This window comes from Agromyces sp. PvR057 (assembly GCF_040547485.1).
In the GTDB taxonomy this organism is placed as follows: Bacteria; Actinomycetota; Actinomycetes; order Actinomycetales; family Microbacteriaceae; genus Agromyces.
This window is the reverse complement of the sequence record NZ_JBEPPT010000006.1, coordinates 55844-71926: the sequence shown is the minus strand read 5'-3', so window position 1 is coordinate 71926 and position 16083 is coordinate 55844. Positions and strand designations below refer to the sequence as shown.

Sequence of the window (16083 nt, the reverse complement as noted above, 5' to 3'; positions counted from 1 at the left end):
ATGACTGAAGGCCGACCCGACGAACGTGATGCCGCGATGGCCGAGCTCCTCGGCATCCGCTCGAGCATCGACAACATCGACGCGGCCCTCATCCACCTGCTGGCCGAGCGGTTCAAGTTCACGCAGAAGGTCGGGCGGCTGAAGGCCGAGCACGGACTCCCGCCGAGCGACCCGAGCCGTGAGCAGCGGCAGATCGCCCGGCTGCGCGACCTCGCCGTCGACGCGCACCTCGACCCCGCCTTCGCCGAGAAGTGGTTCAACTTCGTCGTCGCCGAGGTGATCCAGCACCACGAGGAGATCGCGGGCGGGGCACGGCCCGAATGACCTGGTACCCGCTTGCGCTGCCGCCGCAGGCGGGGCGTCGATTCCTCGTCACCGGTGCGAACGCCGGGGTCGGGTTCTTCACCGCGGCGCGACTCGCGGCCGCGGGCGCGCACGTCGTGCTCGCCGGGCGCAGCGCAGACCGGCTCGACGCCGCTCGCTCGGCCATCCGGGGCGCCAGGCCCGCGGCATCCGTCGAGGCGATCGTGATCGACACGTCGTCGCAGGGGTCGGTGCTGCGCGGCACCGATGCGCTGCTCCTGGTGGAGCCGTTCGACGGCATCGTCGCGAACGCCGGCATGGTGCACACGCCCCGCACGCGCGAGCTCTCGGTCGACGGCGACGAGCTCGTGCTCGCGACGAACGTGCTCGGGCACTTCACGCTGCTCGCCCGGCTCGTGCCGCATCTCACCCTGGGCGCCAGGGTCGTGCTGCTCGGGTCGTTGTCGACCCGGCTCTCGACGTTCCGCATGAGCGACCTCCAACTCGAGCACGGCTACGACTCGTGGCGGGCGTACGCGCAGTCGAAGATCGCGTCGCAGGTGCTCGGCTTCGAGCTCGACCGCCGGTTGCGGGCCGCGGGGGTCGCCGCCTCGAGCATCGTCGTGCACCCCGGCTACTCGGTGCGCGGGCGCACGCCGACCGTGCCCGGCGTGAACGAACCGACCCGCGGCGACCGGTTCTCCGACGCGCTGCAGTCGGCGTGGGCGCAGGGCAAGCACCGTGGCGCCGAGATCCCGTTGCACGCCCTCACGGCGCCGGAGGTCACGGGCGGCCAGTTCTGGGGCCCGCGATACCTGACCCGCGGCGAGCCCCGGTTGCAGAGACCGACCCGCGTCTCGACCGATCCGGCGATCGGCGCGCGGTTCTGGACCTTCGCCGAAGAGACCACGGGCCGCGAGTTCCCGATCGGCGCATGAGCGGGCTCGAGCGGCGGCCAGGGGGCGGCCTCGAACGCCGACCCGCGGGCGCGTCCGGGGGCGCGGGCGACGCAGGGGCCGAGGCTCCGCGCGGCCTCTTCGCGCGCCTCTTCGCCAAGCCGACCGTGCGCGCGGTCCTCGCCAGGGTCGTCGTCGTCGTCGGTGCGGTCTTCATGGTGGCCGGCCTGCTCACGGCGCGTTACGGCTACCTCGTGGTCGGCGTCATCGTCGTCGGGCTCGGCGCGGCGCTCGGCCCGGGGCGTCTGCGCCGGTGAGCGCCCCCGGCACGGCCCAGCTCCCGCCGGCCTCCCCTTGCGCGCCGCTGAGCGCGCCCGGCACGGCCCTGCGAGCGGAGCCTGCCGGATTCGAGGCATTCACCTGCCGGTAACCGAGCCGACCGACGCCGTTGGCGGCGGCTGCATACGGTGGGAACCCCTACGACAGCACGCGCTCGCCCCGGGCGCATCGGCCACGAAAGCGAGGGGCAGCCGCGATGCACACCGTCGACCGCCTGAGTGAGCACGACGTCATCGTCAAGCCCTCGCCCGTCGCCATGGTCTGGAACGAGCCGGGACGCGCGCAGGAGGCGCTCGCCGTGCCGGGCGTGCACCTCGGCGACGGAGAGGCCCTCGTCGAGGTCGAGCTCACCACGATCTGCGGGTCCGACGTGCACACGGTGCTCGGGCATCGTCCGGTGCGGTCGCCGCTCGTGCTCGGTCACGAACAGGTCGGCCGCGTGGTCGCCCTCGGTGCCGGAGCCGTGCGCAGCGACGGGTCCCCGCTCGAGCTCGGCGACCGCGTCGTGTGGTCGGTCACCGTGAGCTGCGGCACCTGCGACCGCTGCCGTCGCGGGCTCACCCAGAAGTGCCGAACGCTCGCCAAGTACGGCCACGAGCGCGTGCACCGCGGGTGGGAGCTCTCCGGCGGATTCGCCACGCACGTGCAGCTGCGCGCCGGCACGGCGATCGTGCGCGTGGCCGAAGACGTGCCGGCGGTCGTGGCGGCGCCCGCCTCGTGCGCGACGGCGACCGCGGTCGCGGCGCTCGCCGCGGCATCCGATCGCGTCGACCTCGACGGGGCCGTCGTGCTCGTCACCGGCGGCGGCATGATCGGCCTCACCTGCGCGGCCCTCGCGCTCGACGCAGGCGCGACCGTGATCGTCTCCGAACCGGATGCCTCGCGGCGGGCGTTCGCGCGCCGGCTCGGCGCGCTGAGCGCAGACCCGCGCGCCAGGGCCGACGACCCCGAGCGGCTCGAGTCCGTGCTGGCCGCCGCGAGCGGGGCGGGCGCCCGCGAGGTGCTCGTCGCGATCGAGGCCTCCGGCGCCGCCGCAGGCGTGCGCACGGCCGTCGCGAAGGTCGGCATCGGCGGCGTGGTCGTGCTCGTCGGCACCGTCACGAGCGGCACCGAGCTCTGCATCGATCCCGAGTCGCTCGTGCGACGGCTCGCGACCATCACGGGCGTGCACAACTACGACGCCGCGCATCTCGAGCGCGCGGTCGCGTTCCTCGAGCGTTCGTGGCGCACGCTGCCGCTCGACGAGCTCGTGAGCTCGACGCACGCGCTCGCCAGGCTCGACCACGCGCTCGAGGAGGCCGCGTCTGGTCGGCACATCCGGGTGGGCGTCGCCCCCGGGCGGCGGTCCGCCCCCTGAGCCGCTTCCGTCGGGGCACGGTTCGAGGGAGCATTGGGGGATGACCCCGAATCCCGGCCCCGGCGGGAGCGTCGACCCGAGCGAGGTGCGGCGGCGTGACGCGGCGGCCGGTTCGGGGCACGATTGGGAGATGATCAGCCGGGAGCTCGCCCTCACCCTCCGCGACGCCGGGCTCGTGTGGCACCCGCAATCGGGTGATCGCTTCCAGCTCGACCTGCCGAGCGATGTCGAGGCCGAGGCCGAGGCCGACGTCTTCACCGTGAGCGAGATGACGATCGAGGCGCGGCGCCACCCGACCGGCACGGTGCTCGCGTTCAACGGCACCACCGAGTGGGCCCTCGACTCGGTCGCCCTCGTCGACGCCGTGTGGCTCCCGCGCGAAGACCAGCTGCGCGAGCTGCTGCGTGCGACGTTCCGGTCGCTCACGCGGCTCGACGACGCCTTCGAGGTCGAGATCGAGCTCGGCGGCGAGCGGGTCAGGTTCGAGCATCCGGATGTCGCCGAGGCCTACGGGCTCGCGCTGAGCGAACTCGTCGGCAGGTCGCGATGACGGATGCCGCGGGGCCGGTGCCCGGTGAATCGGGGGCGGATGCCGCGAGTCCGGATGCCGCGAGTGCCGATGCGGCTGGTGCCGCCGTCGCCGCGGCGCGCCTGCTCGTGGCCGACGCGGCCGCGGCGCTCGCCGCCGGCGGTGCGCGGCAGGAGACGCTCGCCGCGCTCGCGCCCGAGCGACGCGTGCTCGGGATCCCGCGCGCCGCGCGCATGACGCCGACCGGCCGGGTCTGGCGACTCGGGGTGCTGCTGCTCGACGACTCCGGCGGGGCCTGGGACACCGGGCGCGTGGTGCGGGCCGAGCGCGCGGCGCGCAAGAGCATCACCGCCGAGTCGGTCGCCGAGCAGCGCGCACTCCGGGCGGCCGCGGTGAGGGGCGGCATCCCCGAGGGCGAGACCGTCGCCTTCGACGCGAACCCGATCGACTTCGAGGCGCTCGCCCGCGACCGTGCGGCGGGTCCGCTCGTCGTGCGCGACGGCGAGGTGCTCGTACGTTGGAATCCGACCTCGCCTGAGGCGCTCGCCCCGCTCGCCCGGTACCTCGCCGAGCGCGTCGAGCTGCTCGCGAACCCGCCCGAGCGCGCCTGAGGCCGGGCTGCCGCGCGGGGCGCAGATCAGGCCGGGTCGCGACCGGGTTCGGGCTCGGGGTCGCCGTCGGTGCGCGACGGGCGCACCTCGGAGACCTGGATCGACTCGATGATCGAGTCCTGCAGGCCCCTCTGGCCGGTGTGCAGCTCCTGGTGCACCTCGAACGAGCTCATCAGCGGGCTGAACGCCGCGCGCATGCGCTGGCCGCGCTCGGCGCGTATCGCCCGCACCGCCATGCCGACGACGAGCGCGAGCGCGAACGCCGCCGCCGCGATGGCGATGCCGGTGGAGAGCAGGTGCATGTGCGGAATGCTACCTCGCGCTGCGAACCCACCGCCGCCAGTCGTCCTGCTCGGCGTAGCCGAGGGACGACCAGAGGCTGCGGCCGAGGTCGTTGTGCGCGAGCACCATCGCGTCGAAGCGCGTGACGCCGAACGCGGCCAGCCTGGCCTCGGCGCGCCGCAGGAGTTCGCGGCCGATGCCGCGGCGTCGCTGCTCGGGCGCGACGGCGAGGCGGGAGAGGTGGGCGCGCCACCCGTCGTAACCGGCGATGACCGTGCCCACCACCCGGCCGTCGACGCGGGCGACGATGAGCGACGCGGCGTCGCGCGCGAGGAGCCGCTCGACCGCCTCCGGCGTGTCGCTCGGTCGCGAGTCGTTCTCGCCGGCACGCGCCCAGAAGTCGATGAGCTCGCGGATGTCGCGCGCCGACGCCGTGCCGTACGCGACCTCGTGCGGAAGGGCCGGGTCCAGCCCGGGCCCGGCCTCGGGCGCGGGCTCTGCGTCGGGCGCTGCGGCACCGGCCCCCGCCGCGAACCCGAACGCGGAGACGGGTGACAGGGTTCCGTCGCGCCAGCCGTCGAGCACGAACCGTTCGTGGTGCACGAGCCGCTCGGGCAGCGCACCGAGGTCGAACCAGGCGAGCTCGCTCGCCGTGCGCTCCTGCAGGGCGGGCTCGCCGGTCCAGCGGGGGCACGCGAAGAACACGTCGAGACGCTGGTCGACCCGCCGTCGGCTGGGTGCCGTGCGATGCATGGCCGTCAGCGGCTCGAGGTCGTCGGGGTCGATGCCGACGCCGATCTCCTCGAGCGCCTCGCGCGCGGCGGTCGCGTGCACCGGTTCGCCCGGGTCGACGTGACCGGCGGCCGACGCGGCCCACCAACCGTCGTAGTAATCGGTGTTCGCGCGACGCTGCAGCAGCACGCGGTCGCCGGCGATGAGGAACACGTACGCGGCGGGCACGAGGCCGAAGCTGCCGTGCGCGGCAGCGTAGGCGTCCGTGTAGCCCTGAGGAGCATCGGATGCGGCGAGAGGACGGATTTCGGCCGTGTCGCCGTCGGGCGACCGCCGGAATCCGTCCTCTCGGGGGCACATGGGGCCGCGTCAGCCGGTGTCAGTACCCGACGACGGGACCGAACGCGTCGGCGAGCGGGGCGCGGTTGACGCCGCGCAGCTCGTCGATCGACACCGTGAAGGCGTCCTGCACCTCGAGCGATCCGGATGCGGCATCCGTCACGCCGATGCGGCGCACCGGGTAGCCGCGACCGTCGCAGAGGCCGCGGAACTTGACGTCGTCTTCGCGCGGGACCGTGACGATGACGCGACCGGCCGACTCCGAGAAGAGCGCGGTCGCGACGTCGATGCCGGCGTCGCCGGTGACCTCGCCGAGGAACACGCGGGCACCGACGCCGAAGCGCGTGACCGCCTCGGAGAGGGCGATCGCGAGGCCGCCGTCGCTGAGGTCGTGCGCGGAGTCGATGAGGCCCTCGAGCGCCGCCGCGGCGAGCAGCTCGGCGAGCACCTTCTCGCCCTCGAGCGAGACGGCCGGCGGGCGACCGCCGAGGTGGCCGTGCACGGTGCCGGCCCACGCGGAGCCGTCGAGCTCGAGCGCGGTGTCGCCGAGGAGGTAGATGTTGTGGCCGTCGTCCTGCCATCCGCTGGGGATGCGGCGGGCGACGTCGTCGATCACGCCGAGCACGGCGATGACCGGCGTCGGGTGGATCGGCACGTCACCGGTCTGGTTGTAGAAGCTGACGTTGCCGCCCGTGACGGGAATGCCGAGCTCGAGGCATCCGTCGCTGAGGCCCTCGACGGTCTCGGAGAACTGCCACATGACCTCGGGGTTCTCGGGGGAGCCGAAGTTCAGGCAGTCGCTGACGCCCATCGGCTTCGCGCCGGTGACGGCGACGTTGCGGAACGCCTCGGCGAGGGCGAGCTTCGCGCCCTGGCGCGGGTCGAGGTACGAGTAGCGGCCGTTGGCGTCGGTCGCGACCGAGACGCCGAGGCCGGATTCCTCGTCGACGCGGATCATGCCCGCGTCGTCGGGCGCGCCGAGCGCGGTGTTGCCGAGCACGTAGGAGTCGTACTGGTTCGTGACCCACGCGGCGTCGGCCTGGTTCGCCGAGCCGACGAGCTTCAGGAACTGCTCGCGGATCTCGTCGGGCGTCGCCGGGCGGTCGAGCTTCGCGGCGGTGTCGGCCTGCAGCGCGTCGATCCAGGTGGGGTAGGCGACCGGGCGCTCGTAGACCGGGCCGTCGACGGCGACGGTGCGCGGGTCGACGTTCACGATCTCCTGGCCGTGCCACATGATGCTGAGGCGGCCGGTGTCGGTGACCTCGCCGAGCACGCTGGTCTCGACATCCCACTTCTTGACGACCTCGAGGAAGCCGTCGAGCTTCTCGGGGCGCACGATGGCCATCATGCGCTCCTGGCTCTCGCTCATGAGGATCTCCTCGGGCGTGAGCGTGGGGTCGCGCAGCAGCACGTCGTCGAGCACGATGGCCATGCCGCCGTCGCCGTTCGAGGCGAGTTCGGAGGTCGCGCACGAGATGCCCGCCGCTCCGAGGTCCTGGATGCCCTCGACGAGGTCGCCCTGGAACAGCTCGAGGCAGCACTCGATGAGCACCTTCTCGGCGAACGGGTCGCCGACCTGCACCGCGGGGCGCTTGGTCGGGCCGCCCTCGGCGAACGTGTCGGACGCGAGGATCGAGGCGCCGCCGATGCCGTCGCCGCCCGTGCGGGCGCCGAACAGCACGACCTTGTTGCCCGCGCCCTTGGCGTTGGCCAGGTGCAGGTCTTCGTGCCGGAGCACGCCGACGGCGAGGGCGTTCACGAGCGGGTTGGCCTGGTAGACCGAGTCGAACCAGGTCTCGCCGCCGATGTTCGGCAGGCCGAGGCAGTTGCCGTAGAAGCTGATGCCCGAGACCACGCCGTGCACGACGCGCGCGGTGTCGGGGTGGTTGATGTCGCCGAAGCGGAGCGCGTCCATGACGGCCACGGGGCGCGCGCCCATCGAGATGATGTCGCGCACGATGCCGCCGACGCCGGTCGCGGCACCCTGGAACGGCTCGATGTAGCTCGGGTGGTTGTGCGACTCGATCTTGAAGGTGACGGCCCAGCCCTCGCCGATGTCGAGCACGCCGGCGTTCTCGCCCATGCCCACCATCAGGTGCTGCTTCATGGCCGGCGTGACCTTCTTGCCGAACTGGCGCAGGTAGATCTTCGACGACTTGTAGGAGCAGTGCTCGCTCCACATGACGGAGTACATCGCGAGCTCGGCGCTCGTCGGGCGGCGGCCGAGGATGTTGCGGATGCGCTCGTACTCGTCGGGCTTGAGACCCAGCGCGGCGTACGGCTGTTCCTTCTCGGGAGTGGCGGCGGCGACGTCGACGGTGTCGAGCACCGCAGTCGTCGGGGCGGCGATGTTTGCTGGGGTGTTGATGGTCACGAGTGGCGAGCTCCAGAAGACGGCGGCGATGCGGATGCCGCGGGGCGAATGCCTGACCCGCTCAGTCTACTTGCCGGCGCATACCCCGAGAACGGCGAGCGGATGGCCCGCGCGGGGCTCATCCGGCCCGCCGCGGCCCGCTCGGTCTATTCCTCCGGTTCGCTCGCCTCTCGGCGCAATGCCTCGTAGAGTCCTGCTCCGAGCAGCACCTTCACGACCTCGCCGAGGTCCATGCGCGTGAGCACTGCCGCGATCGCCTTGGAGTGTCCATCTCCTGCTGCGTAGGCGACATCCTCGACGGCGCCTTCGAGATCAGGGGAGACGGAGAAGTCCTGCTCGGTGTTCGCCATCGCCTGCGCCTGCAGTGTGGGGTTGGCTGCAGCGTGCCGGAGCAACGACGAGATCGCGTTCACCTGGTCGGTCTCGCCGATGCCGGTGCCCGCGAACAACTCGTTGATGCGCTCGATCACGCTCGAGAGCGGGCCGTACTTGGTCTCCTTCGGCGTGGCGGAACCGGTGTCGGTGATGCCGGTGAGCCCGGTGCCCGCGCCGGGATGCAGTGCGATTCCGGCGTTGCCAAGTCTCTTCATCCGGTAGTGGGTGAGCACGATGTCGTCCGCGACTCCGGGTCCGGCCGTGTGCTGGCGTTGGATCTTGCGCGCGAAGACCCGCAGGAAGATCGCCCATCGCTCGACCTCGGTGTCGCCATAGTCGAGCAATTGTGAAAGGAAGTCGTACGCGCGCACGTACGCCGAGACGGTGCTGCGGAACTCTTCGAGGATGGCCGCCTCGGCTTCGTCGCCGGATTCGGCGGCCGTGTTCCATCGGTCCCAGAACACGTCGGACGACTTCTTGATGAGCGAGTACAGCGTGTTGTGCGACTTGCCGTGCAGCCACTGCTCGACCACGGCGTCGACATCATGTCGGTCGACGATCTTCGCCGCCTTGAGTTTCATGAGCATGTCGTAGACGACGTTCGGGTCGCTGGGCGCGTCGAGGCGTGCGTCTTCGTAGTACGTCTGGAAGGCGGACTCGATCTGTTTCGGGTCATTGACGAAGTCGAGCACGTAGGTGTTGACCTTGCCCGGAATCACGCGATTGAGGCGCGAGAGCGTCTGCACTGCCGTGATCCCCGAGAGTTTCTTGTCGACGTACATGGCCACGAGCTTGGGCTGGTCGAATCCGGTCTGGTACTTGTTGGCGACGATCATCACGTCGAAGGTGTCGGTATCGAAGGCCTCCTCGAGTGAGGCGCCGTGCACCGCGGGATTCATCGACGCCTCGGTGCGGTCCGACGGCGGGGTGCCATCGTGCACCGTGCCGGAGAACGCGACGAGCACGCCGATGTCTTCAGCGAGACCTCGATCGGCGAGGTATCGCTCCATGGCCTGGTGATACCGCACGGCATGTTTGCGGCTCGCGGTGACGACCATGGCCTTCGCCTGACCGCCGAGTTCGTGAGCGACGACGCGGCGGAAGTGTTCGACGATGACGGCCACGCGCTGGGCGATGTTGTGCGGGTGCAACTGCACCCATTGCATGAGCTCGCTACTCGCCTTCGAGACGTCGACCTCTTTGTCGGGATTCGCGGTCTCGGTGTGGGCGATCTTGAACGCGGTGTCGTAGGTGACGTAGTTCTTCAGCACGTCGAGGATGAACCCCTCTTCGATCGCCTGCTTCATCGCGTAGAGGTCGAACGGGAGCTTCTCACCGGTCGACGCGTCGGGCGTGCCGAACAGTTCGAGCGTCTTCGCCTTGGGGGTCGCGGTGAAGGCCACGAACGTCACGTTTCCGGCGCTGCCGGCTTTGGCGGCCATATGGGCTGACAGCACCGATTCGCTGTCGAACTCCGCCTCGGCGGGTTCGGGAAGATCTTCGGATGTCGCGGTGATCGCGTGGCCATCGTCGCTCGCGTCGCCGAGCGCGAGCAACTTCTTGATAGCTGATGCCCCTTCGCCCGATTGAGACGAGTGCGCTTCGTCGGCGATGACGGCGTACGCGCGGCCGGCCAGGGCGGCGTGATTGTCGAGTGCCTCGAGTGCGAAGGGGAACGTCTGCAGGGTGACCCCGATGATGGGCTTTCGGGCGATGAGGGCGTCGACGAGTTTCGACGATTTCGCACCTCCTTCACCGTCTTTGACGGCGGTGAAGACGCCGGGTGTCGTCTCGAGCCCGGCGACGGCCTTGGAGAGCTGACCGTCGAGCACGCGTCGATCGCTGACGACGATCACGCCGTCGAACACCTTCGAGCCGTCGGGTCGGTGGAGTGAGGCGAACCGGTGCGCGGCCCAGGCGATCGAGTCGGTCTTGCCGGAGCCGGCGGAATGCTGGATCAGATACGTGCCCGGGGAATCGTCGGCGAGGGCCGCGGACTCGAGCTTCGTGACCGCCCGCCACTGGTGATATCGGGGAAACCGAAGCGACGAAACCTTGTTCTGCTTGCCGGTGGCCGCGTCGGTACGGGTGTCGTACCGGTAATGCGCGAATCTGGCGAGGAGGTCGAGCCACGCGTCTGGTACGAGCGTCTCCTCCCAGAGGTATGCGGTCGGGCTGGTGCCTTCCCGGGGCGGGTTGCCCGCGCCGTGGTCGTGGCCTTGGTTGAACGGAAGGAAGATCGTGTTCTGTCCGTCGAGTCGGGTGGTCAGGTAGACCAGCTCGTTGGACACGACTAGGTGCACGAGCGCTCCGCGGCCGAACTCGAGCAGCGGTTCGCCGACGGGCGGCCGGTCGTGGGCGTACTGGCGCAGCGCGGCTGCGGCGTCTTGGGTGAGATCGGTCTTCAGTTCGACGGTCGCCACGGGCAGACCGTTCAGGAAGAGCACGAGGTCAAGTTCTCTGCCGCCCGTCTGCGAGTAGACGACCTGGCGCATGACCCGCAGTCGGTTGGCGGCGTACATGCCTGCGGTGGTCTCGTTGAATCCGATGGTCGGTTTCGCCTGGAACAGGCGGAATTTGCCCTGCACCGACGCGACCTCGCCCTTGAGGACCCCGAGGGTGCCGCCCCCGTTGATCGGGGCGACTGCGAGTGCTTTCGCGATCCGGTTGAGCACACCGTCGAACGTCGTGCGTTGCGCTGTGCTCAGAGCGTCGAACGCGATCGGGCGCTGCGCGTCGATGCCGGGCACCGCCTTCACCAGTTGCTCGGCCTGTGTTTCGGCGAGCCAGGCCCAGACATCGGCCGGATACATCGCGCGCTGCTTGTCGTAGCCGTCGTCGTTCTGGCTGACGAGCCATCCGCGCTCACCGAGCTCGTCGCAGATGTCCGATTCGAACGCGGCTTCGAGGTGTGGCTTCGTCATCGGCTTCCTTTGTTCGGCGTCTCTGGGAGCTGCCGTTGTGCGGGTCGAGGGGGTTACTCGTCGGAGAGACGCGAATTGCGAGAAGGCATCCCCGCGGGAGAGCTGAGCGAACGGCGCGAGGTATTGATCGACGTCCTCGTTCGGTGTCGGCTTCGGCTTGCCTTTCGGGCCGGTCCATCCCATCGAGTCTCCTTAGTCGATTCCGAGCGCAGCAGTCAGCATGGCGACGCTGAGCGTCGCGAGGGCGGAGATGATGAGGAGCACGAATCCGGTCTTCGCGAACCTCGAACGCTGTCGATTCTGCACGTCGCGAGAGGCGGTCTCCGCCATTTTGACCTTGCGAATCCGTTCAAGGTACGCGGCTTCGGTGAGGTCGGGATCGAGCAGGCTTTCGAGGAAGGCCGAGGAGGCCTGTCGGAGTGCGCGAGGCCAGAGCGCGACTGTGGCGCAGATCATCGCTGCGATGGTGAGTGACATCGGAACGGCACCGAAGACCCATGCAGCACCCGTCGGGAGGCCGGCGAAGTTCGCGGTCGCGAGCACGCCGCCGACCACCACACCGAACGAGGCCTTGGTTTCGATCGACTTCGTCCGCTCGATCGACGAAAGGCGGAGCAGTTCGGCTTCGGCGTTGACGGCGCCGAGCCGCTCGAGTCGTGCTTCGCGCGGGAGTCTGTTCATTCGACGGGCTTTCGAGTGGGATATCAAGCGGGTACTCAGGCCTGTCGCATGGCGACGAGGAGGGCGTGCATGGCGCGGACGGCGCGTTTGACGTCGGTAGCGCTCACCGAGTCCTGACCGTACCCGGCTTTGGTCTTCATGCCGAGTAGCGTCGAGAGCTGGTTCGCGGCGGCCGTGTCGGCGCCATACAGGTGCTTGATCGCGTCGGTGTGGCTCTCACCCTGCGCGTAGGTGCCGAGGCGACGCATGCAGATGACGTCGGATGCCGCGATGCCGGCGTGCACGCAGAGGGTCACCACGGCGTCGATGAGGTCGAATTCGTCGTCGGCGAGTTCGTCGACGATCTCGGTCGCGCGGGCGAACTGCTCGGCCTTGTGGCGGCGGCCGGCCTCCGCTGCCGCCGTGCGCTCAACCCGCCGCATCTGCGAAGCCGCTCAGCACGGTGCGACGGAACTCGGCGAGGTCGCCGACCAAGGGGATGCCGTCGCGCGCGATCTCGGCGAGCAACGGATGCTTCGTGGAGCCTTCGGTGAGTTCGCGATCGGTGTAGACGAGCACCCGTGCGTCGTTGCCGGTGAGCGCGGTCGCCTCCTCGGCGAAGTCGTCGGCGCCCTGTGCGAAGGCATCGACATCGACGTGAGCCGGCCGCACCATGAAGAGGTCGAGGTCGCTGTCGGGCCGCATATCGCCTCGGGCGGCCGAACCGAACAGCGCGCCGAACCGGGGGAACGCCGGGGTGAACTCGCGCTCGATGAGCTCACTGAGGCGCTGGAGAAGGGCCCGCTTCGCATCGACGATCGAGGTGATCGCCGGGGCGAGCAGGTGTCGGGCGTTGAACCGGTAGAGGATTTTCGCACCGACCGAGCTCTCGAGCACGGTGCCTTGCTCGACGAGGCGTTCGAGCGCATGACGAACGCCTGTATACGACTTGCCGGAGAGCCGCGCGATCATCGCCGCGTCCATCGGCTGGTCGGCCGCGCGCACGAGCACGTCGAGCACTCTCGTGTCGACGGCGCCCGAGATCGCCCCGAGCGGATGCTGCAGCTCCATGGCGCCAGCTTGACATCGATCACTATTTTTAGCAATCGATCTCTACGAATAGTTATACAGGGGTGTCGAGCCTTCCGGTCACGGCCGCCGAGATCAGCGCCGCACGGCGCTCCTTCGAGAGGGCGATCGCCTCGCGTGCGTCGGCGATCGCGGCATCGATCTCGGATGTCTCGCGGTCGAGGTGCGCGACGATCTCGCCTTGCTCGGTGGGACGAGGTACAGCGATGCGGAACTCTCCAACCTGGAATTCGCTCATGTGTGGCACACTGACGCCGGTAAATTCAGGCGCCATGTAGTCGTTGAACTCCTGGCTGCTGAGCGCGTAATAGAGCAGCCGGGTTGCGACTGCCGTTCCTCGAACTCGCAGGACTCGTTGCACGAGGAGTGAGCCCGCATCCGCGTCGCGTATCTGAGCGACTCGGGTTCCACGCGAGATGAACGGGCGATCCATTCCCAGAACCAGGTCGCCTTCCCTCAACACGTAGCGGTCGACGCCGATTGGGTTATCAACGCTCGCAACCTCGGACCAATCGATCGTCCCTACGCTGACGTTAATTCCTCTCATCAGACGAGTGCCAGCTTCATCGCCACGGAATTCGTCGCTCTTGAAAGCGAAGCCCGGAAGCATATCTGCGACATGTTTGATCGCAGTAGTGCGCCAGCCTGGGCGCGCCGCCGCCACATGTGAGATGGTGGCGGCGCGGCGCTCGGTGAGGAGGGTGATGAGTTCCTGCTGGTCGGCGATGAACGCGTCGATCTCCGCCGTCTCGCGATCGAGGTACTCCGCGATCTGCTGCTGCGCTTCGACGTCGGGAAGCGGGATCTCATGACGCGCGATCTTCTCAGCGGTGAAGTGGGGGATGGTGGCCGTGTTGATCGCGACATCGATTCCACCGGAGGTCAACGATTCCTGAATCGCGTAGTTCAGGAATGCGCCATTCGATCTATCTGCGCTCGGCCGGACGCGGACAACCGAGTTCTGGAAGGCCCACCCCGCTCGATCCTCAGCGAGTAGTGCGGATCGGCCGTAGCCTGCACCGCCTTCGACGACCACCACGTCGCCCGCTTGCAACGTCAGTTGTCGCTGTTCCGCGCTGGTGAACCACATCTTCTGAGAGTCGAGGTCAATCAATCGACCACGAGGCTGGATGTGTGCAGCCCGTAAATACTCCAACTCGACATCCGAATGGCCCGCCTGATTGGGTTGAAGCATCTTTCCAAGCGTGACCGTCGCGACTCGCTTGAGCTGTCGTCGCGGGAATCCGCTCACGCCCGCACCGCTTCGAGCCGCGCCCGGATCCGCCCGAGCACGACATCGAGGTCGCGGTCGATATCCTCGAGCGGGCGCGGGGGCGTGTAGACGTAGAAGTGGCGCGTGAACGGGATCTCGCAGCCCTCCTTGGTCTTCGACTCGTCGATCCAGGCATCCGCGGCGAACGGGGTGACCTCTCGCGCGAAGTACGCGTGCACGTCCTCGGCCCACGGCACATTCTCGGTGTCGCGCAGCGACGGGTCGGCGAGGGGCTTACCCTTGGCATCCGTCGCGAGTGTGCCGTCGGGGTCGGAGATCGCGAACGCCTTCGCGATGAGCTTCGCCGCGGCATCCGGAAGTTCGATGTTCAACTGGTCGGCCGCATCGCGCAGACGAACGAGGAACAGCGACTCCGAGGCATCCGCCCATGAACCTGCGAGCAGTGCGAGGATTTGGTCGAGTTCGCCCGCAGAGCCTTCGAACTTCTTCTGGACGGAGGGCTTGACCGCGTTCGCGAACGCATCGGCGCTTGGCCGCCAGACCTGCCGCAACGGCCGCTCCACCGTGATCGTGCGGTAGAAAAAGTCCTCGTTGTGGAAGATCTTCGACTTCTCGGTCTCCTCGAACTCGCCGTACGCCGTCACGAGTGCTGCGATGTCGTCGTCGTTCAAGAAGTTGCGCTTCGAGCCGAGCGATTTCTTCAGCCTGTGCGCGAGCTTCGACCCGTCGACGAGCTGTACCTTGCCTTTGCGCTCGGGTGCCTTGTCGTTCGAGAGGACCCACACGTAGGTCGCGATGCCCGTGTTGTAGAACATGTCGGTCGGCAGGGCGACGATCGCCTCGAGCAGGTCGCGCTCGAGGATCCACTTGCGGATGTTCGAAGGGCCCGATCCGGCGCCGCCCGTGAACAGGGGCGAGCCGTTGAGCACGATTGCTGCGCGGCCGCCCGCCTCGCCGTCGGAGGCATCCCGCATCTTGCTGATCAGGTGCAGCAGAAACAGCATCGCACCGTCGCTCACGGCGGGCAGGCCCGGACCGAAGCGGCCCGCGTAGCCGCGCTGTGCATGCTCGGTCTGCACGGCCTTCTGCTGTTTCTTCCAATCCATGCCGAACGGTGGATTCGACAGGCAGTAGTTGAATGTGCTGCCGGCGTGGTGATCATCGATGAGAGAGTCGCCGAAGCGGATCGCGTCGATCCGTTGACCTTTCATGATCATGTCGGCCTTGCAGATCGCATATGACTCCGGTTGGAGTTCTTGACCGGCCAAGTGAAGCTTCGCTGTCGGATTGTAGTGATGGATACGGTCCTCGGCCATGCTGAGGAGACCGCCCGTGCCAGCAGTCGGGTCGTAGGCAGATCGCACGACGTTTGCCTTCGTCAGGGTCTCTGCATGGGGAGTCAGGAGGAGATCGACCATCAGCTCGACAACATCTCGGGGGGTGAAATGTTCGCCCGGTCGTTCCCGGCCCTCGGAGAACTTCCGGATCAGCTCTTCGAAGATGTGACCCATCTCCTCGTTCGGCACAGACGCAGGCGACAGGTCCACCTCGGTGAACCGCTTGGCAACGAGATACAGCAGGTCGGCGTTCTGCAGGTCTTCGAGCACTTGGGCGACCTTGTACTTCTCGAAGATGTCCTGCACGTTGGCGCTGAAGCCGTTGAGGTAGTCGGCGAGGTTCGCCTCCACCTGATCGGGGTCGCCGAGTGCGGTAGTCAGGCTGAACCCGCTCGTGTTCCAGAAGCTGAGCGCGTGCCCGGCCTTCGACTTGAGCAGGCCGGGCTTCACCGGGAGCCCCTGCTTCTTCGCCTCTGCGGATGCCGCGAGCACGGCCTGTTTCGTCGGCGCGAGCACGCAGTCGAGTCGCCGCAGCACCGTGAACGGCAGGATGATGTCGCCGTACTGGTGCCCCTTGAAGCTGCCGCGCAGCAGATCGGCGACCGACCAGATGAACGCGGCGTGGTTGTTCGACGACAAGATAGCTCCCTCGGTGGTGCAGGCGCGCGTTCAACCGGGTGCAGCGGAGGAACGGTGACAGGG

The 16083-nt window shown here is 68.7% G+C and carries 15 protein-coding genes; 6 read left to right on the top strand and 9 right to left on the bottom strand.

The window, feature by feature from the left end:
- The 6 genes from ABIC29_RS17820 to ABIC29_RS17795 all read left to right on the top strand — a co-directional run bounded on the left by ABIC29_RS17820 (position 1) and on the right by ABIC29_RS17795 (position 4035).
- Positions 1-324: a chorismate mutase gene (locus ABIC29_RS17820; protein WP_354247631.1), complete on the top strand. Its 324-nt coding sequence runs from the start codon at positions 1-3 to the stop codon at positions 322-324.
- A complete protein-coding gene (locus tag ABIC29_RS17815) occupies positions 321-1241 on the top strand; it encodes an SDR family NAD(P)-dependent oxidoreductase (RefSeq protein ID WP_116085619.1) in 921 nt (306 codons plus the stop codon). Before ABIC29_RS17820 ends, ABIC29_RS17815 begins: the two co-directional genes overlap by 4 nt.
- Positions 1238-1516 (top strand): hypothetical protein, encoded by a 279-nt coding sequence (locus tag ABIC29_RS17810; protein ID WP_116085621.1) that lies wholly within the window; start codon positions 1238-1240, stop codon positions 1514-1516. The genes ABIC29_RS17815 and ABIC29_RS17810 overlap by 4 nt, the downstream gene beginning before the upstream one ends.
- Before the next feature lie 218 nt (positions 1517-1734).
- A complete protein-coding gene (locus tag ABIC29_RS17805; protein WP_116085624.1) occupies positions 1735-2895 on the top strand; it encodes an alcohol dehydrogenase catalytic domain-containing protein in 1161 nt (386 codons plus the stop codon).
- A gap of 130 nt (positions 2896-3025) precedes the next feature.
- Positions 3026-3445 carry a pilus assembly protein CpaE gene (locus ABIC29_RS17800; protein WP_116085767.1) on the top strand — a complete coding sequence of 140 codons (420 nt, stop codon included), beginning with the start codon at positions 3026-3028 and terminating at the stop codon, positions 3443-3445.
- Complete coding sequence (locus ABIC29_RS17795) at positions 3442-4035, top strand: hypothetical protein (protein ID WP_147309226.1); 594 nt, start codon at positions 3442-3444, stop codon at positions 4033-4035. Before ABIC29_RS17800 ends, ABIC29_RS17795 begins: the two co-directional genes overlap by 4 nt.
- 26 nt (positions 4036-4061) lie before the next feature.
- Here ABIC29_RS17795 and ABIC29_RS17790 read toward each other — a convergent pair whose 3' ends face one another.
- From ABIC29_RS17790 to ABIC29_RS17750, 9 genes are all read right to left on the bottom strand, one after another.
- Positions 4062-4337 carry a hypothetical protein gene (locus ABIC29_RS17790; protein ID WP_116085629.1) on the bottom strand — a complete coding sequence of 92 codons (276 nt, stop codon included), beginning with the start codon at positions 4335-4337 and terminating at the stop codon, positions 4062-4064.
- A gap of 10 nt (positions 4338-4347) precedes the next feature.
- Positions 4348-5409, bottom strand: a complete 1062-nt coding sequence (locus ABIC29_RS17785; RefSeq protein WP_354247626.1) for a GNAT family N-acetyltransferase — start codon at positions 5407-5409, stop codon at positions 4348-4350.
- A gap of 19 nt (positions 5410-5428) precedes the next feature.
- Positions 5429-7762, bottom strand: coding sequence for a phosphoribosylformylglycinamidine synthase subunit PurL (purL, locus tag ABIC29_RS17780; RefSeq protein ID WP_502915504.1), 2334 nt, complete (start codon positions 7760-7762; stop codon positions 5429-5431).
- Between the two features lie 146 nt (positions 7763-7908).
- A complete protein-coding gene (locus ABIC29_RS17775; protein ID WP_354247623.1) occupies positions 7909-11061 on the bottom strand; it encodes a type I restriction endonuclease subunit R in 3153 nt (1050 codons plus the stop codon).
- Between the two features lie 192 nt (positions 11062-11253).
- Positions 11254-11769, bottom strand: coding sequence for a hypothetical protein (locus ABIC29_RS17770; RefSeq protein ID WP_354247620.1), 516 nt, complete (start codon positions 11767-11769; stop codon positions 11254-11256).
- Between the two features lie 8 nt (positions 11770-11777).
- Positions 11778-12164, bottom strand: a complete 387-nt coding sequence (locus ABIC29_RS17765; RefSeq protein WP_354247618.1) for a hypothetical protein — start codon at positions 12162-12164, stop codon at positions 11778-11780.
- On the bottom strand, positions 12151-12792 hold the full coding sequence (locus ABIC29_RS17760) for a nucleotidyltransferase domain-containing protein (protein WP_354247615.1): 642 nt from the start codon (positions 12790-12792) through the stop codon (positions 12151-12153). The genes ABIC29_RS17765 and ABIC29_RS17760 overlap by 14 nt, the downstream gene beginning before the upstream one ends.
- Positions 12793-12844: 52 nt before the next feature.
- Positions 12845-14062, bottom strand: a complete 1218-nt coding sequence (locus ABIC29_RS17755; protein ID WP_354247612.1) for a restriction endonuclease subunit S — start codon at positions 14060-14062, stop codon at positions 12845-12847.
- Positions 14059-16020, bottom strand: coding sequence for a type I restriction-modification system subunit M (locus ABIC29_RS17750; protein WP_354247609.1), 1962 nt, complete (start codon positions 16018-16020; stop codon positions 14059-14061). Before ABIC29_RS17750 ends, ABIC29_RS17755 begins: the two co-directional genes overlap by 4 nt.
- Between the last annotated feature and the right edge of the window lie 63 nt (positions 16021-16083).